Origin of the sequence: Marinobacter azerbaijanicus (genome assembly GCF_030250645.1) — a bacterium.
In the GTDB taxonomy this organism is placed as follows: domain Bacteria; phylum Pseudomonadota; class Gammaproteobacteria; order Pseudomonadales; family Oleiphilaceae; genus Marinobacter; species Marinobacter azerbaijanicus.
In genome coordinates, this window is record NZ_JASSVS010000006.1 from 37,758 (window position 1) to 60,593 (window position 22,836).

The 22,836-nt window shown below is 54.8% G+C and carries 18 protein-coding genes; 12 read left to right on the forward strand and 6 right to left on the reverse strand.

The annotated features are described in order from the left end of the window. Positions 1–4: 4 nt before the first annotated feature. The 5 genes from QPM17_RS12775 to QPM17_RS12795 form a co-directional block, all read right to left on the reverse strand. On the reverse strand, positions 5–961 hold the full coding sequence (locus QPM17_RS12775; RefSeq protein WP_285391162.1) for a glycosyltransferase family 2 protein: 957 nt from the start codon (positions 959–961) through the stop codon (positions 5–7). Continuing rightward, complete coding sequence (locus tag QPM17_RS12780) at positions 961–2,181, reverse strand: glycosyltransferase (RefSeq protein WP_285391163.1); 1,221 nt, start codon at positions 2,179–2,181, stop codon at positions 961–963. The genes QPM17_RS12775 and QPM17_RS12780 overlap by 1 nt, the downstream gene beginning before the upstream one ends. A gap of 3 nt (positions 2,182–2,184) precedes the next feature. Then, positions 2,185–3,042, reverse strand: a complete 858-nt coding sequence (locus tag QPM17_RS12785; protein WP_285391164.1) for a glycosyltransferase family 2 protein — start codon at positions 3,040–3,042, stop codon at positions 2,185–2,187. Between the two features lie 79 nt (positions 3,043–3,121). Continuing rightward, positions 3,122–4,894: a hypothetical protein gene (locus QPM17_RS12790; protein ID WP_285391166.1), complete on the reverse strand. Its 1,773-nt coding sequence runs from the start codon at positions 4,892–4,894 to the stop codon at positions 3,122–3,124. A gap of 159 nt (positions 4,895–5,053) precedes the next feature. Then, the gene (locus tag QPM17_RS12795; RefSeq protein WP_285391167.1) at positions 5,054–5,524 is read right to left on the reverse strand and encodes a pilin; all 471 of its coding nucleotides are present in this window, start codon (positions 5,522–5,524) and stop codon (positions 5,054–5,056) included. A 308-nt stretch (positions 5,525–5,832) separates the two neighbouring features. On the opposite strand from QPM17_RS12795, the gene pilB reads away from it, so the two are divergent. The 12 genes from pilB to QPM17_RS12855 all read left to right on the forward strand — a co-directional run bounded on the left by pilB (position 5,833) and on the right by QPM17_RS12855 (position 20,100). Next, positions 5,833–7,548: a type IV-A pilus assembly ATPase PilB gene (pilB, locus tag QPM17_RS12800; protein ID WP_285391168.1), complete on the forward strand. Its 1,716-nt coding sequence runs from the start codon at positions 5,833–5,835 to the stop codon at positions 7,546–7,548. Between the two features lie 2 nt (positions 7,549–7,550). Then, positions 7,551–8,768: a type II secretion system F family protein gene (locus tag QPM17_RS12805; RefSeq protein ID WP_285391169.1), complete on the forward strand. Its 1,218-nt coding sequence runs from the start codon at positions 7,551–7,553 to the stop codon at positions 8,766–8,768. A gap of 145 nt (positions 8,769–8,913) precedes the next feature. Next, complete coding sequence (locus QPM17_RS12810) at positions 8,914–9,792, forward strand: prepilin peptidase (protein WP_285391170.1); 879 nt, start codon at positions 8,914–8,916, stop codon at positions 9,790–9,792. 123 nt (positions 9,793–9,915) lie between these two features. After that, positions 9,916–10,518, forward strand: a complete 603-nt coding sequence (gene coaE / locus QPM17_RS12815; RefSeq protein ID WP_285391171.1) for a dephospho-CoA kinase — start codon at positions 9,916–9,918, stop codon at positions 10,516–10,518. Between the two features lie 64 nt (positions 10,519–10,582). Next, positions 10,583–11,605, forward strand: a complete 1,023-nt coding sequence (locus QPM17_RS12820) for a hypothetical protein (protein ID WP_285391172.1) — start codon at positions 10,583–10,585, stop codon at positions 11,603–11,605. Positions 11,606–11,779: 174 nt separating this feature from the next. Beyond that, entirely contained in the window at positions 11,780–12,526 is a 747-nt protein-coding gene (gene tsaA / locus QPM17_RS12825) for a tRNA (N6-threonylcarbamoyladenosine(37)-N6)-methyltransferase TrmO (protein ID WP_285391174.1), read from the forward strand. Between the two features lie 32 nt (positions 12,527–12,558). Beyond that, the gene (locus QPM17_RS12830) at positions 12,559–14,919 is read left to right on the forward strand and encodes a hybrid sensor histidine kinase/response regulator (RefSeq protein ID WP_422732766.1); all 2,361 of its coding nucleotides are present in this window, start codon (positions 12,559–12,561) and stop codon (positions 14,917–14,919) included. Between the two features lie 19 nt (positions 14,920–14,938). Further along, positions 14,939–15,127, forward strand: a complete 189-nt coding sequence (gene yacG / locus QPM17_RS12835; RefSeq protein WP_285391175.1) for a DNA gyrase inhibitor YacG — start codon at positions 14,939–14,941, stop codon at positions 15,125–15,127. 117 nt (positions 15,128–15,244) lie between these two features. Beyond that, positions 15,245–15,799 carry a YfaZ family outer membrane protein gene (locus QPM17_RS12840; protein WP_285391176.1) on the forward strand — a complete coding sequence of 185 codons (555 nt, stop codon included), beginning with the start codon at positions 15,245–15,247 and terminating at the stop codon, positions 15,797–15,799. A gap of 158 nt (positions 15,800–15,957) precedes the next feature. Further along, positions 15,958–18,156, forward strand: a complete 2,199-nt coding sequence (locus QPM17_RS12845) for a hypothetical protein (protein ID WP_285391177.1) — start codon at positions 15,958–15,960, stop codon at positions 18,154–18,156. Between the two features lie 78 nt (positions 18,157–18,234). Continuing rightward, a complete protein-coding gene (locus QPM17_RS12850) occupies positions 18,235–19,155 on the forward strand; it encodes a glucosaminidase domain-containing protein (RefSeq protein WP_285391178.1) in 921 nt (306 codons plus the stop codon). A gap of 48 nt (positions 19,156–19,203) precedes the next feature. After that, on the forward strand, positions 19,204–20,100 hold the full coding sequence (locus QPM17_RS12855; protein WP_285391179.1) for an acyltransferase: 897 nt from the start codon (positions 19,204–19,206) through the stop codon (positions 20,098–20,100). Positions 20,101–20,102: 2 nt separating this feature from the next. On the opposite strand, the gene QPM17_RS12860 is transcribed toward QPM17_RS12855, so the two are convergent. Next, positions 20,103–22,799, reverse strand: coding sequence for a LuxR C-terminal-related transcriptional regulator (locus QPM17_RS12860; RefSeq protein WP_285391181.1), 2,697 nt, complete (start codon positions 22,797–22,799; stop codon positions 20,103–20,105). Between the last annotated feature and the right edge of the window lie 37 nt (positions 22,800–22,836).

A 22,836-nucleotide genomic window follows, 5' to 3' on the forward strand; every position in this document is an offset into this window, starting at 1 on the left:
CGGGTTAACGTGAAGAATCTCGGGTTCCCCGCGCAAAACAAAGCGCGAAAAGCAACTTGGCAGTATATTTTCTAAAAACATAAGGAAAAAGCTTGCTATTATAAAAATCAGCCGGGAGTTTTAATAAAGGCTCATATAAACAAAGCATGATGGCAAGACCCGCAACAAAGACACGCCCATGTTGGCGAAAATCGAAATACCAATAGTCTGATTGACGATAACTGGTAGGGAACCTCTCAGCGTAGACACCAGCTGAATATTTCCCTCCAATGTACATCTTCCTGCAAATTGCATCTGGGCCGATCTCTGGCTCATGCCGAACCACTAACGACTTGCACAGAACCGGCTCCAATCCCTCGTTGGCAACTAAACGATTAAATAGGTCCCGGTCTTCAAAGCCATAATATCTGTAACCTTCAAAAAAACCGCCGCAATTCTCAAAATGATATCGCCGAACCATGAATATCTGGGAAGACATATTCGCGCCATCATGCCGGGCTCCAGCTTCACGTGAACGATAAACATCGTTCACGTACCGACTCCAAAAAGTCTGCTCTATGCATTCTACCCTTCCGAAAACAAACTGACGGCCTCTTCTGACTGCGTCCCGTAGTATCCGCACCCAATCCTCACAAGGCTTGCAGTCTACATCCACAAAACATATAAAAGGTGCTGAACCAGCAAACGCTCCGGCATTCCGCGCAACGGCCCGGCCGCCATTTTCGGAAAGCGTAATAGCAATGACACGCTGATGCCTTGTAAGCGCCTCTACTGCACCAGCGAAGTCGTCCTCAGACCCATCATCAACAACGAAAATGCGCAGGTCAGGATTCTTTTCCGCTAACTCAAAGAGCTCCTGTTCTCGGGCCTTCAATAACGCGGCACCGTTATAGACAGGTATAACCAAGTCGATTAACGAACCTTCGCTAGCTTCTTTTGTAGTGTAGTAATTGGAGTCCATCAGCTGACCTGAATGTCTTTAAGAATAGTTGCATAGGTGTCAGCAATTGATTCCCAGTCGAAACGATTAACTAGCCGGGATCGTTCAAAACATCGCAGCTCTGCGCCTCTTTCAAGCTGAAAATTAATGGCAGCGGCTAGAGCGTCTATATTCCGCTGCGGAACGATACTTACGACGCTGACATCGTCCAAACTATCTTTCGTAGCCGGCATTTCAGTAACAACCAATTTGCACCCGCAGCCCAGGGCCTCGACCAATACCAACCCAAACCCTTCTTGGTCGCCCCCCTCTGCCTCAACAAAAGGGGCCACAAAAATATTGGCTCGTTGGTACATTTTTGGCAGGTTTTCATGACTCACTGCGCCACTAAATTCTATATGATTGCTGAGACCAAGTTCAGCCACACGATTGCGGAGCGCCTCCTCCTCTGGCCCATACCCGACAATTCGAAGAAGGGCTTTCGGGAACGAAGCACCAACAGTTACCATGGCCTCCACGAGATACTTAACGCCCTTCTTCTCAACTAATCTGCCGACAAATAAGATTTCAAATTTTTTCTTTGGGTCATTCGAGGGAATAAATACATTGGTCAAATCTACTCCCATCGGCACAACTTGCACTCGTCTTCCGTTGGCCCCTAGATCACGAACTTTTCCTATCATCGTTTGACTAACGACCGTAACGAAACTTGCGTTTCTAACCACCAGGCTCTTTAGCATTTGAAACAGGCGGCCGTTCAAGGCGAAAAGATCAGCACCATGAGACGTAAGCAGAAAGGGGGCTTTAGATCTCGTCAGGACCTTGGCCAAATAGATACAGAAACCTTGAGGAACAATCCAGTGCGCATGTATGACATCGGGCTTATAACGAATCAGTTGCACGAGCGTATAGACAATCTGCATTATTCCAAAAAATGGAAGTAATACAGCTTTGAAGGGATTTTTTTTCAGGTTTTGCAGCATTCCGCCATGATTTACAAGTGTTTCCATAAAGGATGGGGCATAGCGAAAGCGGACAACCTCCACGCCATCCAGATCTTCCCGCACTGCTGCCCATCTGGCGTGGGGACACAACACGCGAACCGTGAAGTGGGGAGTCAATCGCTTGGAAAGTTCGTGGACGAAACCAGGCTCATAATCACCTGCCCAACGGGGGTAGGTTGAAGCTAAAACCAAGAGGCGAGGCTTTTTATCTCTAGTTTGATGCGCTCCGCTAGCCACTTATCAATCACTATCCTTATACATTAAAGTGGTAATCTGCTCCGAAACCAGCCCCACCATAAATACTATCAAGGAGGTCGTGAGCATCAGTGCACTCATGTTGGTAAACCTACCCATAGTGAGGTAAGTAAACCCATAGTAAGAAAGTCCGCAGATAAAGAGAAAAAAAGAAATCGGCACAAACAATTTCAATGGTGAGTAAAGCGTACCAATTTTAAAAATTATTAAAAGAAATCGAATGCCATCTCGAATGGGTTTTATATGACTTTTACCAATTCGCTTAGGAGCATCGATGGGTAGATACCCAACTGCATAACCTGCTCTGAAGAATGCCATTGTTGAAGTTGTAGGATAAGAGAAGCCGTTGGGCAACAAATTCAGAAACTGTAAAAACTTTTCTCTTCGAACGGCTCTAAAGCCTGATGTGAGATCCTGCACCTTTTGTCCTGTCATATAACTGGCAAGAAGGTTATAAAAACTGTTTGCCAAGCCTCTCCCGAAGCTGGCTTGTCCGTCACTGGCTCTGGCACCGACTACCATGTCATATCCGTCACTTAATTGAGACAAAAGCCGCGGAATGTCTTTCGGTTGATGCTGACCATCAGCGTCCATAAAAATAAGAACCTCACCGGAGGCAATTCGCGCACCGGTTTTAACTGCAGCACCGTTACCCTTGGAATAGGGGTGCCAGATAACATCCGCACCCTGCTCCTTTGCAATTGATCCCGTACCATCTGAAGAGCCATCATCAATTACGAGCACTTCGTTCGCCCAACCACCCTCCAGAATCTGCCTGACAAGCCTGCCTATGCTTCGTGCCTCATTTTTCGCCGGAATTACTATCGATACGCTAGATTCCACACTAGTTTCCTATATAGGTGTTAAACTCTCAAACTGCTTCGTCTAAAAAATGTTACCTATATTAACATTCAAAGCTATGCTATCTAACTGACTGTAAATAACCTTTCGCCTGTGAGTAAACAGCTTCCCAACTATCTACGCCACTTTCATCAACCGCTGCATCCAGCTTTTTAATCATGACCTCTGCCCTGTCATATTGTTCATGGCTAAGCAATAGTTCAAACAGTAGAATAGAAGACCGAACATCTAACCGTTCCGCTCTCCACGCTAACATCAAATGTTCAATCCCCCTCAGCCTTTCGTTGCCAGCTAGCATTAGCTCTCCCATACGCTTATGGGTGCTTGCGGGAACCATTGGATTGCCAAGAAATGACCTAGAGAGTGCAACCAGTGCTGACGGCTCGAACGTTGCGCAACGACCAGACTCGAATGCTACTGTCAATGATGAAAGCCCTTGATTGAAATATTGAGATGACCCTACACTAAATTTTCTGTTGAAAAAAGAAACATCTTTCTCAGTTATGGGGAATCGATTAACACAAGTTGCGTATAGTTTTTGGACTTCCACTGCGGCATAAAGGGAAGGACTGAGCTCTTGTATTCTTGCCAAATTTCTTAATGAGGATTCATAGAATCCAGCTTCCGCCTGAAAAATCGCAAACGCAGCGATCGATCTGGGCGAGTCCGGGTGGTTCAATTCACTAAGAGCAATCCCGACATCCGGACTATTCCAGATAATATTTCGTTCCACGGAAATAAATGCTGTAATCGCCAAGAACCCTATAAAGAAAAATGCCACTAATGGCTCTGAATTTATTTTTTTGGATATAAAATAGCCTGAGGCGACCAATGCGATAACTACCCCAACGCTAGGGAGATAGTTTCGATGCTCAAAATAGAGCTCAAGTGGAAGTATGCTGGACTCCAATGCATGAGCAATAAAAAAGAACAAAATCCCGAAGGCTACTATAGAGCGTCTTAATAGCACGCCATATATGGATATCGCTAATATTATTACCACTGCCAAAACAGCATATAAAGTTTGAATAGGCTCAAATAAACTTTCTGACACCGCAATGTCATCATGAAAATATCCAAACCTCGAATTAGAAGGAAAAACTATCTCCTGAAGATACGAAAACAGGATACGTGATTGAGTCAACAGACTTTGATAAGGCAACCGATCCCTGTAATCCGCATTAATGTAACTAACAATCTGCGTCCAGAAGATCGCTAGAAAAATTACCGATATAAAGGCTCCCGCTGTCCAGGCTACTCGTATTCTTCGACCGCTGACACTGGGGTCGTTGCGAAAAAAGGTAATTTCAATTAAAAACATCAGTGGCAAAAGAAGAATCGCGTTTTCTTTTGAAAACAGCCCCAACGGAAGACATACAAGAAGAGCAGTTAAGATAAGAACAATCCCTGCACGACTCCTTCCCTTATGGAGCAGTAAGGTTCGTCCAGCCCCATACAGAGTAAGCCCTAATAAAACAAATATAGTACTGAGCTGCGCCATGCGTTGTACTGGATACATTACAGTTGATACATGGATCGGAAGGATAAGCCAAAAAACAGTAGTACACAGGGCGAGCAGTAAAGAGTATTTTTTTGAAACCGAAAACCATGAAAACAATAGAAAAGAGAGCCACCCCACTAACATCGAATTGATCAAATGGATTACAGCATTTGTAATTTTAAACTGTTTATACGAGAAGTCGAAAAGGAATACGTCCAATCCTATGGAAGCCATTGATACGGGCCGCCCAAGCAAACCAGACTGATTATTTGTCACTAGATAAGCAAACTGAGACGGGTCTTCGTCAAGTGAACGCAAAGGAGCTAGATTCACTTCATCGTCTAGATACGATGTTTCGGAGGGATAAATAAATAAGCTTGACGCAAAGCAAGCTGCCAGAAAAACCAGACTAGCTACGAAAATCCTGAATTTTGTCATAGTCGGAAATAAGAGAAGCCTCTGCTGAGGCTTCTCTTAGATCAACCTGCGCTATTAGCGGCAGTTTGAGGGCAAGTACTTGGTAGCAATCGCGTTACTGCCAGTTGGTGTAGTATAGGTACCACCAGTACCGGCAGCACACTTCCACTGTACAGCGCCCGCTGTGTTCTGCGTCGGATAAAACGAAACGCTGTCCGCAGTGCCCGTCACATCGCCACCCAACGTGTCGTCAAAATTCACTTCCACAACACCACTAGTAACTGTGATGCTATCTACGTAATCTGTTTCGTAGTCGGTAGCGCCGGCCAGGCCTGCATCATCATTGTCAGCAGGCAGAGACCCCTGGGAAGCATAGTACTCCGACACAGCAGTTTTGGCAGCAGAGGCTAACCCTAGCCCTTCTGTAACCTTAGCGCGAATGGTGTAGTCCTGATAAGCCGGAATAGCAACCGCCGCCAGAATACCAATGATCGCTACAACGATCATCAGTTCGATCAAAGTAAAACCCTGTTGAGCTTTTTTCATAATTTATCTCCAAAATTTCGTCAGTCACACTCCGATGGAGCAGCCTGTCCAGAAGCATGCATCGTGCGTGCCAAATGCAATATAATGTTAATTTCTGGTTTCATATCAAGAACCTAAGAAGCCGCATGTCTTCAAAACCTACGTAGCCGATTCAAGCCTGAAGTGCCTTTACTCGTCAGCCAGTGACGCTTTTGGTCACCTCTGCCATACAAAACACCGACTTTCCAAACCCATCCCATCCATCTAAACTCTGGTTAATTCACACCTGACAAAATTTCAGCAACTTAGGCGGCATTCTTAAATCCTCTATGGCTACCAATAATTCCAACGTGACGCTGACAGGGCTCGCCCGGCGCTTTGTCGAAGATGGCCTTCTGGACGAGGCGACGGCGAAAGATGCCTTTATTCAAGCTTCCCAGAACAAGATTCCGCTTATTACCTATCTTGTTCAGAACGAGCTGGCTAACAGCAGTGGACTGGCCTTTTCGGCTGCCATGGAGTTCGGGGTGTCGGTACTGGACCTCAGCGCATTTCTGCCGGAAATGATGCCGGAGAAGGTGGTCGACGAAAAACTGATCCGTAAGCACAACGCTCTGCCACTATACAAGCGCGGGAACAGGCTGTTTATCGCGGTTTCCGACCCTACCAATATTCAGGCGCTGGATGAGATCAAATTCAATACCGGTCTCAGTACAGACGCTATCCTGGTGGACGATGCCAAACTCAGGACCGCCATTGACAAGTACCTCGAATCCCAGGACAGCTCCATGGGCGACCTGGACGATGCCGACCTGGAGGGTGTGGAGACTGAGGGCGGCGAGCAGGAAGACGATGCCGTTGTGGCGGCCACAGATGTCGATGATGCGCCGATTGTTAAGTATGTGAACAAGATGCTTCTTGATGCCATCCGAGGCGGTGCATCGGATGTGCACTTCGAGCCATACGAAAAAACCTACCGGGTTCGGTACCGGACAGATGGCATACTTAAGGAAATGTCCCGCCCTTCCATCAAACTGGCGCCAAAGATTTCTGCTCGTATAAAGATCATGGCGCAACTGGATATTTCCGAACGCCGGGTACCCCAGGATGGCCGCATCAAGATGAAGCTGTCCAAGACCAAGGCGATCGACTTCCGGGTGAATACCCTGCCGACCCTTTGGGGCGAAAAGATTGTGCTCCGGATTCTGGACCCGAGCCAGGCCAAGCTTGGCATTGATGTTCTGGGTTACGAGGAAGAGCAGAAGAAGCTGTACATGGATGCTCTTGAACAGCCGCAGGGGATGATTCTGGTGACCGGGCCAACGGGTTCCGGTAAGACGGTTTCTCTCTATACGGGCCTAAACATCCTGAACACTCCGGAGCGCAATATCTCCACAGCGGAAGATCCTGCTGAAATCAACCTGGAAGGCGTTAACCAGGTTAACGTGAACAACAGGGTCGGGCTGGGTTTTGCGGAAGCACTGAGAGCGTTCCTGCGCCAGGACCCGGACATCATCATGGTGGGCGAGATCCGGGATCTGGAAACCGCCAACATTGCCATCAAGGCCGCGCAAACAGGCCATCTGGTATTGTCCACTCTGCACACCAACAGCGCAGCAGAAACGCTGACCCGCATGATGAATATGGGTGTGCCGGCATTCAACATCGCCACGTCGGTCAGCTTGATCATTGCCCAGCGATTGGGCCGGCGGCTGTGCCCTTCTTGCAAGCAACCCTTCGAGGTGCCCAAGGACGTGCTTTTGGAGGAGGGGTTCACACAGGAACAAATTGATACAGGGTTCACGTTGTACCGCCCCAAGGGCTGTGATAAATGCAATGGAGGATACAAAGGCCGCGTCGGTATTTACGAGGTGGTCAAGATTACTGAGGAACTGGCGAACATGATTATGGAGGAAGCCAGCTCCATTAAAATTGCAAAGCAGGCACAGGCCGAAGGCTTCCCGAACTTGCGCCAGTCTGCCCTCAAGAAGGTGATTGAGGGCGTGACCAGCCTTGAGGAAGCCAACCGCGTGACGAAGGATTAAGCATGGCAGAAAAAGCAGAGAAACTTCAGGCGTTCGTCTGGGAAGGTAAAGACCGCAAGGGCAACAAGTCCAAGGGTGAAGTGTCCGGTACCAACCTTGCACTGGTAAAAGCGCAGCTGCGCAAGCAGGGCATTATCCCGGATAAAGTGAAGAAGAAGCCCAAGCCGTTGTTTGGGGGCAGCAAGAAAATCACGCCGTTTGATATTGCCATGTTTACACGGCAGATGGCGACGATGATGAAAGCGGGTGTACCACTGGTTCAGAGCTTTGACATCGTGACGGATGGATTGGAAAACCAGGGATTGAAGGAACTGATTGCTGCTGTTCGCAACGATGTGGCGTCGGGTACTAGTTTTGCTAACGCTCTGCGTCGCCATCCCAAGTATTTTGATAACCTTTATTGCAACCTGGTGGACTCCGGCGAAAAGGCCGGCGCGCTTGAGCAGATGCTTGACCGCATAGCAATGTATCTTGAGAAAACTGAAACTCTCAAGAAAAAGGTCAAGAAGGCCATGACCTACCCTATTGCGGTCATTGTGGTTGCGATTGTGGTTACCGCCATCCTGCTGGTTAAGGTTGTGCCTCAGTTTGAGAGCCTATTCCAGGGCTTTGGTGCAGATTTGCCAGTGTTTACCCAGTTTATTATCGGGATATCGGAATGGATGCAGCAGTGGTGGTTCATTGTCCTCCTTGGCATCGTCGGCGCGGTATTTCTCTTCAAGGAGGCCAAGAAAAAATCCCTGAAGTTTTCCGATCTTGTCGACAAATATGTGCTGAAGCTTCCCGTGGTGGGCGAAATTTTGGACAAATCAGCCGTTGCGAAGTTTGGTCGGGTGCTCTCGACGACATTCGCTTCCGGCGTCCCCTTGGTGGACGCCCTGGATTCGGTTGCTGGCGCCACCGGTAATGCGGTTTATCGCGATGCGGTAATGAAGATCAAGGACGATGTATCCAGCGGTACCCAGCTACAGGCTTCGATGAAAACCACTGGTGTATTCCCTGTAATGGCGGTGCAGCTTACCGCTATCGGCGAGGAGTCCGGTAACCTGGATGAGATGCTGGAGAAGGTGGCTGACCATTATGAAGGGGTTGTTGACGATATGGTTGATAACCTGACTGCCCTGATGGAGCCGATGATTATGGCGGTTCTTGGTGTGTTGGTGGGTGGCCTCATTATTGGTATGTACCTGCCGATCTTCCAGATGGGTCAGGTGGTTTGATTTGTCTGGTTCTTCTTGTCGGATTACGGCCCTTTGGGCCTAATCCGACCTACGATTCGGCAGCAGCACTCTCACGTAGGTTGGATTAGGCGAAGCCGTCATCCAACAACAAGCCCTCGCTAAACTCCCCAACCTCGGACAAGCAATGCCAAACCTAGCTCCCCTCCTCGACACTCCCTGGCTTCTCTACACCGCGGTTACCCTTTTCTCCCTCTGCATCGGCAGTTTTCTCAACGTTGTTATCCTGCGACTGCCCAAAATGATGCAGCAGGACTGGCGTTGCCAGTGTGAGGAGTTTCTTGAGCTTCCTGACGGGCAGAGGAAAAAAGAGGAAGAGGCGATCACGCTTTCAAAGCCCGCGTCCACCTGCCCTTCCTGCGGCCACAGGATTCGTGCCTGGGAGAATATTCCGGTGATCAGTTATCTGGTACTGGGTGGCAAGTGCGCTTCCTGCAAGGCCGGCATTTCGCCGCGCTATCCGATTATTGAGGCGGTGACGGCGCTGTTTTCCGTGGTGACCGTTCTTGTCATGGGGCCGACGGCTGCGGCGTTATGGGCGTTGCTGCTGGTGTGGGCACTGATTGCGCTGACGGTAATTGATTTTGACACCCAGCTGTTACCGGATAGCATAACGCTGCCGCTGATGTGGCTGGGCCTGGTTCTGAATTACTTTGGTGTGCTCACTGACTTTAACAGCGCCTTCTGGGGCGCTGTTGCGGGTTACCTGTCGCTCTGGTCGATCTACTGGCTGTTCAAGCTTGTGACCGGCAAGGAAGGTATGGGGCATGGGGATTTCAAGCTGCTGGCGGCACTGGGGGCCTGGCTGGGGTGGCAGATGTTGCCTGCGGTTATTCTGTTGTCGTCCCTGGTTGGCGCGGTTGTGGGGATCAGCCTGATGGTGTTCCGCAAGCATGGGCGTGAGGTGCCGATTCCGTTCGGGCCGTATCTGGCGGCGGCGGGGTTGCTTTGCCTTTGGTTTGGGGCGGAGATTTTGGCGGCTTGGTATTCGTATCTGGGGGTTTAGTTGGAGTTGGGTTGTCGGATTACGGCTTCGCCTAATCCGACCTACAGGAACCATGGCGGTAGGTCGGATTAGCGAAGCGTAATCCGACAACCCCGACAACTTGGAATCAATTTCGGAGGTTTAATGGCTGTTGTTGGCCTTACCGGTGGCATAGGCTCGGGAAAATCGACGGTTGCGCGGATGTTCGGCGCCCGGGGTGTGCACTGGGTGGATGCCGATGACGTTGCCCGCGAGGTTGTTGAGCCTGGCACGCCGGCTCTGAAGAAGATTGCGGAGCATTTTGGTGAGGATATCCTGCATCCGGATGGTGGGCTGGATCGGGCTGCGTTGCGGCAGGTGGTGTTTGATGCGCCGGAGGAGCGGGCCTGGTTGGAGGGGTTGTTGCACCCGGTGATTCGCGAGGAGCTGGTTCGTCAGTTGCGCCCGGTGGACTATGCCCTGCCCTATGTGTTGCTGGTGTCACCATTGCTGCTGGAAACAGACCAGCACCAGTTGGTTGATAAGGTGGTTGTGGTGGATGTGCCGGTCGACGTTCAGATTGAACGGACCATGGCCAGGGATGATAATCTCCGTGACCAGGTCCAGCGAATTATTGATGCCCAGATCCCCCGGGACAAGCGGCTGCAGAAGGCTGATGAGGTAGTGGACAATAACCGGCCCGTAAGTGAGGTTGAACACCGCGTTGACGAGTTACACAAGCAGTTCCTGGTGGCCTTTGACCGCTAGCATCCGTCGTTTTTTCCGCAGCCATTTCCGTGTATATGCCGCCCTGCTTGCGGCAGCCCCCGGCATGTCCGCAGCACAGGAAGCGCTGTTCTCCATTGTTGACCCGGAAGTGGAGAGCACGCTGGCGCCTGAAAGCCTGCCACCTTCGTTTTTTACTTTTTCCCCCGACGAATTCTGGGCCGAGCCCAGGGATTCTTACTGGCTGGAGTTCAGCAACTGGGTTCTGACCCAGGAGCGCACCCAGGGCAATAGGGTCCAGGCTCTTGGTGAGTGGGCGGACCGTACGCTGTCTGGCAGCAGCCAGGCGTTGCCGGATAATGAGAGCTATCTTCGGGTGGGTTTTGCCACCGAGTCTGAATATGGCGACCCGGCCCAGTTTGACCCGGAGGCGCGGTTCCGGCTGGATATTCCGACTACAGAGGAAAAGCTGCGGCTGGTCATCGAGAGTGAGAGCGATGAACTGATCCCCCTCTCGGAGCGGCGGCGAAGCCGGCAACTGACGGAGAGTGAGCGCAGCGAGACCCAGGCAACAGGTGCCTTTCGTTATCTGGCCAGCGTCGGTGATGCAATCAATCTGAGCAATGATGTGGGTGTTCGGCTGCGGCTGCCACCGGACGCTTTCTGGCGTGCGAAAGCCGAGAAGAGTTGGCAGCCGGGCGAGGACTGGAAGCTGGCGGTAGAGCAGCGGGTGTATTATTTCCACCAGGATGGCTGGGGCACGCGGTCGTGGTTTGGCGCGGGGCGGGATCTGGGGAATGGCTGGAATACGCTGGTGTCTTCAGAGGTTGAGTGGGTTCACGATGAGCGCAAGTTTGAGCTTTCCCAGACGGCGAATTTTTACAAACGGCTGAATAACCGGTCTACTCTGAATCCTCGGCTGGGTGTTCTGGGGGAAAGCCGGCCCGGCTGGCGGACGACGTCGGTGTTTGCGGACGTGACTTATCGGTATCGGTTGTATGGGGACTGGTTGTTTGGGGAGGTGATTCCGGCGCTGGAGTTTCCGCGGGATGAGAGTTTCAAGGATCGGGCTTCGTTGGTTTTGCGGATTGAGTTGTTTTTTTCTGGCAGTATTGAGCGGCCCTACTGATCGGTGTTCGAGTTTTGAATCTGGTGTTTTTCTGGCCGAGCTTCGCGGGTGGGGGCCCTTGCCGGGAACCGCTACGAGCACATCCTTGTGCGCTTGACTTCGGCCGTCGCTGGCCGAAGACATTCCCGGCAAGGGCCCCCACCCGCAAAGCTCTACCTCGGAGTTGTCTGAAAAATGAGTCGTCATCCTTCTCGTCCTGCCGTTGAGGCTTTAACGCTAACACCCATTGCCATTACCCGTTCCTGTTTCCGTGACAAGTTTGGGGTGCCCCGCCAGCCCGGGCTGACCCGGTTTGCCCATGCCGAGTTAATCATTCAGCCGCCGTTTGACCGGGAGGATGCATTTCGGGGGTTGGAGACGGCGAGTCATTTGTGGCTGACGTTTCAGTTTCATGAGGCGGTACGGGCGGAGTGGCGGCCGGTGGTTCGGCCTCCGCGGTTGGGGGGGAATAAAAAGATCGGGGTGTTCGCCAGTCGGTCGCCGTTCCGGCCTAACAGCCTGGGGCTGTCGGTGGTGCGGAATGAGGGGCTTGGCAGGGATGATGACGGGCGGCTGGTTCTGCGGATCAGCGATCATGACCTGATTGACGGTACGCCGGTTCTGGATATCAAACCGTATCTGCCGTTTGCGGATTCGGTGCCGGAGGCTTCGTTGGGCTGGGCGGATTCGGCGCCGACGGAGCGGTTGCCGGTGGTTTTTCTGGCGGAGGCAGAGCAGCAGCTTTCGGAATTGCCGGCGGCGCGGTATCCCGATTTGCGGGGGCTGATTGAGGATGTGGTGAGTTACGATCCTCGGCCGTCGTTCCGGCGAGGCCGGGATGAAGTGCGGATTTACGGTGCGCATCTTTATGATCTGAATGTGCGTTTTCGCTTTGTTCATGACGATTCACAGGAACGTGTCGAAGTGCTAACGGTCTGTTAAACTGCAGATCGGTTGTTTTTTCGACACAGGGAATGCGTGCCTTGCCTCCGATCCGGTTATTCAGACGAATAGGTGTACGGCCACTGGCTGCCAGGCTGCTGGTTTACGTTCTGTTGTTCAGTCTTATTCTGTCGCTGGCAGCAACGGGCGTGCAGATGATTGGCGAGTTCGAGCGCCGCAAACAGGAGCTTCGCAGTACCCAGGAGCGTGCGGCAGAGCTGGTTTCAGGTTCCATGAGCAACAACCTGTGGCTGATGAACTTCAGTGAGGTGGCCAACAGCCTCGATGACATGCGCGCCATCCCCGTTATCCAGCACGCCCGGGTAATCACTCGCAGCGGTCAGGAGTTCAGTACCGGCACCTATCCGGATGGCCGGGTGATCAGTCAGTCTTTCCCCCTGGTTTTCAACCGTGCGTCTATCGATAATCCCGAGGCTATGGGAACCCTGACGGTGACGTCGTCGGTGGAGACGGTCTACAACGAGCTGATGGATCGTGCGCTGCTGACGCTGCTGTTCCAGTCGATGATTGTGATGCTCGGTACCCTGGGGCTTCTCGTTATCGTCCGGCTCACCCTGTCGCGGCATCTGGAAACCATTTCCGACTATGCCGCACGGCTGAACCTGGATGCGTTGATTGAGCCGCTGAAGCTTCGTCGCAAACCACCCAAGCGCGGGGATGAGCTCAGTGAGCTGGAACAGGCTCTGAACACCATGCGCCTGCAGTTGCTGGAAGATACCCGCTCGCTGCGGCAAACTTCGATTCAGTCGCAGGATGAGCGGGATGAAGCGGTGCGGGCCAACCACGCCAAGAACCAGTTCCTGGCCAATGTCAGCCATGAACTACGGATTCCTCTGCAGTCGGTTCTGGGCTACGCCAACCTGCTGTCAGACACTCCCCTGGACCAGGACCAGCGCGAGTATGTCCACACCCTGCTGAATGCGTCCGAGAGCCTGTCGTCCATCATCAACGACCTGCTGGATATTTCCAGCATGGAGGCCGGCAAGCTGGTGCTGGAGGATATTCCGTTTGACCTGCGGGATACCCTGAATGATCTGGTGCACATGCTGGGCGCCCGGGCCCGGGAGAAAGGCCTGGCACTGGAGCTGCGCATCGACGAGAACCTGCCCTGGGTGTTGAGGGGCGACCCGGTGCGGCTGCGGCAGGTTCTGCTGAACCTGACCTCCAACGCCATCAAGTTTACCGACTCCGGCCACGTGCTGATCAGCATTGAAGTGCTCGGCCGCAGGGATGACAACGTGCGGCTTCGGATCGCGGTTGAGGATACCGGAGTGGGTATAAATCCGGAGGACATCCCTCTGGTGTATGAGCCGTATGTCCAGCTCGGCCAGCGGTTTCAGCGCCAGCTCCCGGGCGCGGGCCTGGGGCTGACTATCTGCCGTCAGCTGGTGCACCTCATGAACGGCTCCCTGGATCTGGAAAGCAAACCCGGCGAAGGCTCCACTTTCTGGATGGAGCTCTCCCTGCCGGTCGCCACGGAGAGCACTGGCCGCAGCCGGCCGGATACCAGCATGATCCGGGGCAAGCGCATTCTGGTGGTGGACTCCTACGAGCTGTCCCGCAAGATTACCCTGGAAATGCTCTCGCGCCACGAGCTTGACATTGAAGCGGTGAAATCCGCCGGCGAGGCACTGACCTCGGTGCGCCTGGCCTCGGATAACCACGAACCCTTTGACGCCATCGTGCTGGACGGATTCGTACCCGATATGGACAGCGATCTGCTGTGCCGCCAGATTCGCAGCAACCCGGAATGGAGCCATACCCGGCTGCTGATTCTGTCTTCCAATCCCCAGCGGGGCGATGCGGAGCATTTCCGGCAGGCGGGTGCCGATGCCTTCCTGAGCAAGTCACTGCGGGAGTCCTGTCTGACACCGATTCTGCATCAGTTGTTTGCGGATGCCGCCAAGGAAGAACGCCGGTTCCTCACGCGTTTTTCCCTGCAGGCGGTCAGCGACAACACCCGACGCCAGGAGCTACCCTGTGGCCGCATGAAAGTTCTGCTGGTGGAAGATAACCCGGTGAACCGCACGCTCTCGCGCAGACTGCTGGAGAAGCTGGGCTGTGACGTGATGACAGCCAATGATGGTGAAGCGGCGTCCAGCCTGTGGCAGTGGCATCCGTTTGACGTGATTTTCATGGACTGCATCATGCCCCGACTGGATGGATTCGAGGCCACGCGGCGTCTACGCCAATGGGAGAAATCCCACAACCGCCCCCGGGTTCCTGTGGTGGCACTGACCGCCAGTGCCATGGAAAAGGACGAGGAGCGCTGTCGCGAAGCGGGTATGGATTCCTTTGTGGCCAAACCTGTCAATATTGAAATGTTGCGGGCGGTTCTGGAACAATACTGCAAAGCGTCCGCATCCACCTGAACAACCCCACAAGGCCACCATGAACGTAGAATGCCCCACCTGCAGGAAATCCGTGGAATGGAATGAGAACAATCCTTTCCGCCCTTTCTGCTCCGAACGCTGTAAGCTGATTGATCTGGGCGCCTGGGCCAACGAGGAATATCGTGTACCAGCCGAGAACGTGTCACCCGAGGATCTCGATCAGGGCGGTGATACCACCACCCACTGAAGGCCCGTATTAACCGCCCCTTAACCCGTTTTAAGTTGAGACACCTGTGCCGGCCCGTTACCATTCGGCCAAATGAAGCCCGATCCGGTTACATTCAATCAATGAGAAGGTAGAAGAATGAAAGCGTACCGTATTCCTTTGATCGTTCTGTCCCTTGCGGCAGCCCCTTTATACGCTGCCGATGCGGATCTGAGCCTGACCAACGACTCCGTCAAGGGCCAGGTAAATTTCTTCGAAACCAATTCTGACATCCAGGTCGGTACCGGCTATACCTACCACGAAGGCAGTCGCCACATCGGCAACGTGGATTTCCACGCCCAGGGCCGCACGGCACTTGGCAACCTCCCTACCACCGCGGGCATTGGTGTGCGCGCCATCGGCTGGGAAGATGACCCTGCTGACGGCGGTGCGGTTGCCCTGGGCGGGTTCGCCACGGTAAATGTGCCCGACGTGCCCGGCCTGTCGTTCACCGGCGGTCTCCATTACGCGCCGAGCATCCTGTCCTTCGGTGATTCCGATGACATGACCAGCTTGGAGCTGCGGGCCAGCTACCGCGTAATCCGTAACGCCGAGCTCTTTGCCGGTTACCGCTATCTCAATACCAACTTTGAGGGCCGTGGCGACCTCAACCTGGATGAAGGTGTGCTGGCTGGTATGAAGATCTTCTTCTGATCCATCCCTGAACACCCTGGAAATCCGGCCCCGCCGCCATGGCGGCGGGGTAACCACCCCACGAATTCGTGCCCTGCCTCACTCTTTGCCCGTTGCCAACTTGATAAACTGTCCGCTCACGCTCCGGGAATGGTTTATCTGGCATGGACAACCTTTTTTTGCAATCAACCAAACGGGCCCTGTTAGCCTTTACAGCTGTCTCCACAATGGCGCTCACCGGCGGGTGCGGAGGCGGGGATGATGCTATTGATGAAGCAAGGAACAGCGAAAACAGCTTCCCACCAGCCAAGAATGCCAACGACGATTTCACCTCTGGCACCACCGGCGACTCCAGTAATTCCTCGGGTCTTGAGCGAAACGAAGTACGGGTCACCATGGAAGTGCCGGAATCGGTGGCACCAGACGGTGAGCTGACCCGTCGCAACCTCCGGATAGTGACACCGGATACTGTCACCGTTTACCGGACAGATCAGTCTCTCCGCAACCTTGCCTCTGTAGACACGCGCTCCCGTACGGAAGAGACCGGGCGCACGGTTATCACCTTTGAGGAAGGCCTGCCCCAGGGTCCGGACGTGCTCATTGAGGCAACCTACGGCAACACCCGCATGCGCGCCCTGGCAGCGGATGCGGACCGGGATGTAAAGGTCAATCCGTTCTCCGAATACCTGGTGGCAAAGGCCCTGGGCAACTATACCTCCGGCGAGTTCGGCCAGATCATGGACTGCGTGAACGACACCGACAGCACCCTGTGCCTGAACAAATATGTCTGGGCCACCCTCGCCGACCAGGTGCATGATTTTGAGATTGATATTGCCGGAAATCTGGGTGTTCAGGGCGCACTGACGGCCCTGGAGGAGAGGGGCGACTTTGCCCGCTATGTGTCCTCCATGGCGAACTATGCCTTGCTGGGCGAGGATTCGTCGGGCAAGATCGAAGCCAGTTCCGCAGATTATCACTCTGTGTTCTGGGGGGTGGAGCTGGGCCAGACCTTCCGGGAGCCCAGCCTTGCCGGCTCCGGCCAATGGGGCGTGCGCATTGCCCGGGAAGAAACAGTTACCGACGAAAATGGCACCGGCTACGTCTATCCCGGCCTGACGCTGACCTCCTTCGATGCGTTCAATATCCGTGTGACCTCACTGGCCAGTGATATTCCCTATGACCGAAAAACACTGGTCCACAGAAACGACAATGAATTTTTCGATCGTTCCGACTGGCAGTTGAACACCCACTCCTCCTCTCCCGGTGCCGCAACCCTGGAAGACGATATCCGGCTGCTGGCCGGACGCGCACTGTTCCAGAGCATTACCGGCCGGGGAAGTTCCGAGATCATCGGCTGGACCCGCAATCCCTATTACCTGGACGCCTATACCGGCGGCGGCAGCGAGCAGCCAGACCGGGTGCTCAGCGGATACTTCACTGCCGGCAAGGCCATTGAACTGCGATCTGAAAGCGGCGAGCTGAAACGGGAACGTACACTGGAAGACCAATACCTGTCGGTGTTTGAAATCAACCTGCTGCGCCAGGAAGGCTTCGACCGGGCAACCCTGGATGGCCGCGACTATAACGTGGTTTACCTGACTACCCGCATGGGTGACGAAACCCGGCCCATGGAGGTGGAAAGCGGAATCGGGAGCTGGCAGATCAGCGGCCAGACGGTTACCCAGGCCATGGCCACAACCACGCTTAGCCGCGGCAGTTCCGGGGCTGTCACCCTGTCCACCCCGGCGGACAATCCCGGCCTGCGGGACGCCAGCTGGGTGATCAGCGAACGCCCGTCGCGGGTCTATGACCCCAACGAGGGCAATGTGATCGTCAATAACGGCCGCCTGAATCTGGACAGGGACAGCGCCTCTGGCACGGATGAAATCCCCGATATCGCCATTGGTGCGTCGACACCGGATGGCACCCTGATGGGCTTTAACCTGGACACCAATGCCATTGGTGATGGTCTGATGCTGGCTGCGGAACGGGCCAACACTTCACCACCAACAAGCGGTCGCTACCGCCTGCAGGGAGCCGGCCTGGCCATGTCTCCCTCCAGCAACCGGCTGGCCCATTTCGACAACGCCCTGCTGGTAATTGAATCCTCAGGCAGTGCCCGCCTGGAGGGCCGCAGGCTGGATGTTATCCATCAGGTGGATATGGAAACCGTCACTGCGCCACAGGCTCAGTCACCGGGTAATCTCTCTCTTGCCTATAGCGCAAGCAACGACGGAACGGCCACGTTTACCGACGGTACACTGACAATGGGTGGTTTTTTTACCGCTGACCATGACCAGTTCTTCCTGCAGCTGCAGCAGACCAATGGCGATGAAGAAATGCTGGGGCTGCTGATGGCTACCCGTCTGCCAGACTGACCAGCACCAAACCGCTCGGGCGACACTGCCGTACAACCTGTTATAATCCCTGGCATGTCGATTAGAACGAGAGGTTTTATGTCTTCTGGTATACGGGCGTTGATGCTGATTTTTCCGATGGTGGTTTTTGGCTTCTGGGGAGCCGTGCATACGCCGGAGCCGGACTCTAACCACAATGGGGATAGCGATGTCGCGCTGTCCGAGCTACCGCCCCTGCCCCGTTGGGCCAGAGAGGATCTACCGGATTTCTCCGCCTACAGTGACACCACTGAAAAGAAGGCAGCGTTTTTCTCGTTTCTTTACCCGCGCATTGTACTGGCTAACTCCCGCATCCTGATCGAGCGTGAGTATTTGCAAAGCCTTTCAGACAAGGACGAACTCACCAGATCCGAGCTCACCTGGCTGGAAAAGCAGGCGGAGCGCCTGCGGGTCGATGAGGAGCCAGGCAGCCCGGACATGTTCCGTCGCCTGGAGAACCGTCTCGATGTGATTCCACCCTCCCTTGTGATGGCACAGGCGGCCAACGAATCCGCCTGGGGCACCTCCCGCTTTGCCCGCCGGGGTAACAACCTGTTTGGCCAGTGGTGCTTTTCCAAAGGCTGCGGCATTGTGCCCCAGAGCCGGATTGAGGGCGCCAGCCATGAAGTGGCGGATTTCGAATCGCCCTTCCAGTCGGTGCGCTCCTACATTCAGAACCTGAACCGCCACTCCACCTACCAGCCGCTCAGGGATATCCGTCTCAAGGCCCGCAACAACGGCGAGCTTGCCAGTGGTACAAGCCTGGCCGCAGGCCTGCTTGGCTATTCCGAGCGGGGCGAGGATTATGTGGAAGAAATCCGGAGCATGATCCGTTACAACAATCTGAACTACTACGACGACAAGTTCCGCAGTGTTCAGAAAAACAGCCAGAAGGCGTTGCACAAGCTGGCCGCCGCCAGTAACGAAGAAGCACTGCTGCCAGATGGTGGTGCGGATGGTGCAGACGCCGACGAAGGCTGACTCCACCCCGGATAACCGCCCTGATTAGTATTGCGGAGATACATCTCAATGCTCAGCCTCTTGCCTGCACCAGTCAAAGGTGTGCTTGCAATCCTGCTTGTTCTACTGAACACCCTATGGCTCTTCCCGATTCTGATGGTTTTCGCCATTATCAAACTGGTGATCCCGTTGGCTCCTGTCCGCAAGGGATGCACCATTGTTCTTAACCGTATTGCCTGGTTCTGGATCGGATTCAACAATGTATTGGCTGATGTTCTCCATACGATTGAGTGGGACGTCCGTGGCGCCGAGGGTCTTAGCCGGGAGCACTGGTACTTCGTGACCTGCAATCACCAGAGCTGGACCGACATTCCCGCCATTCAGCATGCGCTGAACAGCCGCATCCCGTTGCTCAAGTTCTTCCTCAAAAAACAGCTGGTCTGGGTGCCCTTCCTTGGCATCGCCTGGTGGGCCCTGGACTTCCCCTTCATGCAACGGCATACGAAGGAGCAGATCGCCCGCCGCCCGGAGCTGAAGAACCGGGATGTGGAAACCACGCGGGCTGCCTGCGAGAAGTTCCGTTACACCCCGGTGACCATTTTCAACTTCATGGAAGGGACGCGGCTGACGCCCGCCAAACACAAAAGCCAGAACTCACCCTACAAGAACCTTCTCAGGCCCCGGGCCGGCGGCACCGCCTTTGTACTGGAGGCAATGGGCGAGTCTCTGCACACCATGCTGGATGTGACCATCGTGTACCCGGGGGGCAGAGCCGGCATCTGGGACTACCTCTGCGGGCGAGTGCACAGGATTGTCATTGATATTCGAACCAGGGAGATACCAGAGCGGTTCCTGGGCATGGATTACCAGAACGACCGCGACGTCCGGGTGGACTTCCAGCGCTGGGTAAGCCAGCTGTGGGCAGACAAGGACGCCCGGATTGAAGAACTGAAACAGCAGGCCTGACGCTATAGCAGTCCCAGTTCCCGGGCGCGGACGATGGCCTGGGTGCGGGATTTCACCTCAAGCTTGGCATTGATACGGCGGGCGTGGGTCTTGACCGTATGCAGCGAGATGTGCAGGCGGTCGGCAATATCCTGGTTCGACAGACCCTGGGCAATGAGCTCCAGAACCCCCTGCTCACGATCACTGATGGGTTCGGCCAGAGGCACTTGCTCCTTCATGTCGGACAGGCCATACAGCCGGCCTACCGACTCGGTAAAGGGCGTGTCCGGCAGCTGTGACCAGGTTTTCTCCATCAGTTCCTGAAGCTCATTCTTCAGCTCGGCAAAGGGGCTGATGTAGTGTTCGTCCCCGGCCATGGCAATGGCTGTGGCCAGGATCTTCTGGGCAGCGGCGGAGCCTTTCTGGCGCCAACTGACTACGCTTTCCAGCAATCTTGAGTGGATATCCAGACCGAACGGAAGTGTTTCTCCGCCGTTGTTTCGAATGCCCTTCACTGTTTCCGCGGCCTTGACGTCATCGCCCCGCGCCAGCTCGATCCGGGCCTGCAGGCAGTTCAGCATACCTGGCATCATCGGAAACATTTCCGGCACGCAATTCACTTCCCGCCACGGGGCCAGGCGGTCCATGGCCTGGGCTGCGGTATCTGCCTGCGCCAGTGACAGCCAGCCGCTGATCTTGAGTGCCTCGAGGACCGGGACATACACAGCCTGATCCACCTGCCAGGACTGCATGGTACGTTCAGCACGACCAATCCAGGCAAAGGCATCGTCCATTCGGTTCTGGGTGCGGCAGATGAGCACCCTCAGAGCCATTGCCAACAGCAGGCCAAGATCACGGGTCTGCTCCGCATGCCGTATGCAGGTAACCAGCAAGCGGTCCGCTTCTGCCTCCCTGCCCTGATGCCATAGCACCATCACCAGATTGAGCTGGAGTCGGGTTTCGCCAACCCGGGCCGGGCGGGCGGATTCATTCATGGCGGTATCCAGGCCCGTTCTCAGCAGCTGCTCGGCATGTTTCAACGAGCCTTTGCCCAGTTCGATGCGCGCATGGGCATACACCGCCAGGATCTCCGAGCCACTGTCCCCGGCTTCCCTGGCCAGCCTGGCGGCAATGCGGTTGGCTTCCCGCGCGGCACCGAATTTACCCGCGGCACACAGTGCACTGGAACGGACCAGTTGAGTCACCAGCTGGCCCTGGGTGGACAGTTCTTCCGCCTGTAGGGCCCTGTCCGCCACTTCCAGCGCTTCAGTGACGCTGCCTTCACCTCGCAGAATAAAGGCCCTCAGAGCGTCGATACGACCCAGCAGTTCCGGATGGGTTCCATCGTCCAGGTCGTTGATCAGCAGCCGCGCCTGGCTGAACTGGCCGCCGATAGCGTGAACCCAGCCGTACACGATTTTCAAACGGGCACTCTTTTCCAGAAGTCCGGGTGGCAGGGAACGGCGAAGCCGCAGCAGTGAGGCGGTATCCTGGCCAATCAGCAGAGCTTCCGAGCCTTCCGAGGCGATACGCACGGATTCATCCACATCACCGCTTTGCAGCGCGTACCGCAACGCCTCAGGGAACTGGTTACGCTCACTGAACCAGCGGCTGGCCTTGAGTGCCCTTTCCCGGGGACTTTCCAGCGCAGGCGTCTGCAACCAGTCGTGCAACAACGGGTTCAGCCGGAACCAGCGCCCCCTGCCAGGGAGAGGACGAAGCGGTATGCCCGTTTCCGCAGCGGCGGAGGGACGGAAAGCATGGTCACAACCGGCATCCGCAAGCCCCAGAAAAAGATCATCGGAGACAATTTCCATCTCGGCCATGATGCGCAGGGAGCGCTGCTGCCCGGGTGTAAGATGGACCAGCACCGCATCCCTCAGAAAACGCTCAACGCTGAAGGTTTCCTGAATCGGCAGCCGGACCTCTGCGGCAGACTGCAGTTCCCGCTGGTAAAGCGCCAGAGGCGTTATCCAGCCTTCGGTCAGTGAATACAGGTGCTCCACAGCTACCGTGGTGAGCTGGTTGCGGCTGACGGCGGTCTGAAAAAAAGCAAAGGTTTCGGAGCGTGTCAGCTCCAGGAACTCAGTACTGATCCGGTTGAACCGGCCTTCCAGTTCATAGGCGTGGGTTTCAAACGGCAGCGGCTTTCTCGACACCAGCACCAGCGCCAGACCATCCGGCGTATTGGCCACCAGTTGCTGCAACAGGGTAATGGCGGCCGGATTGGCAAGGGTGCCGATGTTGTCGATGACCAGCACACTGTCTGATTCCCGATTGTTCCAGTGGGCATCAGACAGCATCAGGGCCAGCGCATCGCTGTAGCTCGCGGCTTTTTGCTGGCCAGAGGCCTGGGAAGCCGCACCGGGGGGCGTCAGTGCAATGTCCAGAAGGGCCATCAGCCGGCCGGCATCGTTCTCCTGTCCGGTCAGCCCCAGCCACCTGAGGGATTCCGCGCTGCGGCCTGTTTCACGAAAGGCGACACTCACAGCATGGGTTTTACCGAAACCCGACGGCGCTTCAACGAACAGCACCTCTCCCGGCCTGATCGCCGACGTGAGCTTTTCAGTAAGCGCTGGTCTTTTCAGGTAGTTGGGAACGGGCTCCGGCATCCGCACCCGCTGACGCAGTAAATCCCTGATCAACTCGCCACGATGTGCCCCACTCAGTGCCGACTGGAACTCATCGTTGGCCGCACAGCCATCATCAAATGGTTTCACTCTCTGCCCCGTTGAAAACCCGGACTGTTCGAACCTG

Bases quoted from the DNA above. Each gene is read 5' to 3' on its own strand.
- QPM17_RS12850 (WP_285391178.1), top strand. From the start codon at position 18,235: ATGTCTTCTGGTATACGGGCGTTGATGCTGATTTTTCCGATGGTGGTT.
- QPM17_RS12840 (WP_285391176.1), top strand. From the start codon at position 15,245: ATGAAAGCGTACCGTATTCCTTTGATCGTTCTGTCCCTTGCGGCAGCC.
- tsaA (WP_285391174.1), top strand. From the start codon at position 11,780: ATGAGTCGTCATCCTTCTCGTCCTGCCGTTGAGGCTTTAACGCTAACA.
- QPM17_RS12820 (WP_285391172.1), top strand. From the start codon at position 10,583: ATGTCCGCAGCACAGGAAGCGCTGTTCTCCATTGTTGACCCGGAAGTG.
- QPM17_RS12830 (WP_422732766.1), top strand. From the start codon at position 12,559: ATGCGTGCCTTGCCTCCGATCCGGTTATTCAGACGAATAGGTGTACGG.
- yacG (WP_285391175.1), top strand. From the start codon at position 14,939: ATGAACGTAGAATGCCCCACCTGCAGGAAATCCGTGGAATGGAATGAG.
- pilB (WP_285391168.1), top strand. From the start codon at position 5,833: ATGGCTACCAATAATTCCAACGTGACGCTGACAGGGCTCGCCCGGCGC.
- coaE (WP_285391171.1), top strand. From the start codon at position 9,916: ATGGCTGTTGTTGGCCTTACCGGTGGCATAGGCTCGGGAAAATCGACG.
- QPM17_RS12795 (WP_285391167.1), bottom strand. From the start codon at position 5,524: ATGAAAAAAGCTCAACAGGGTTTTACTTTGATCGAACTGATGATCGTT.
- QPM17_RS12855 (WP_285391179.1), top strand. From the start codon at position 19,204: ATGCTCAGCCTCTTGCCTGCACCAGTCAAAGGTGTGCTTGCAATCCTG.
- QPM17_RS12775 (WP_285391162.1), bottom strand. From the start codon at position 961: ATGGACTCCAATTACTACACTACAAAAGAAGCTAGCGAAGGTTCGTTA.
- QPM17_RS12810 (WP_285391170.1), top strand. From the start codon at position 8,914: ATGCCAAACCTAGCTCCCCTCCTCGACACTCCCTGGCTTCTCTACACC.
- QPM17_RS12805 (WP_285391169.1), top strand. From the start codon at position 7,551: ATGGCAGAAAAAGCAGAGAAACTTCAGGCGTTCGTCTGGGAAGGTAAA.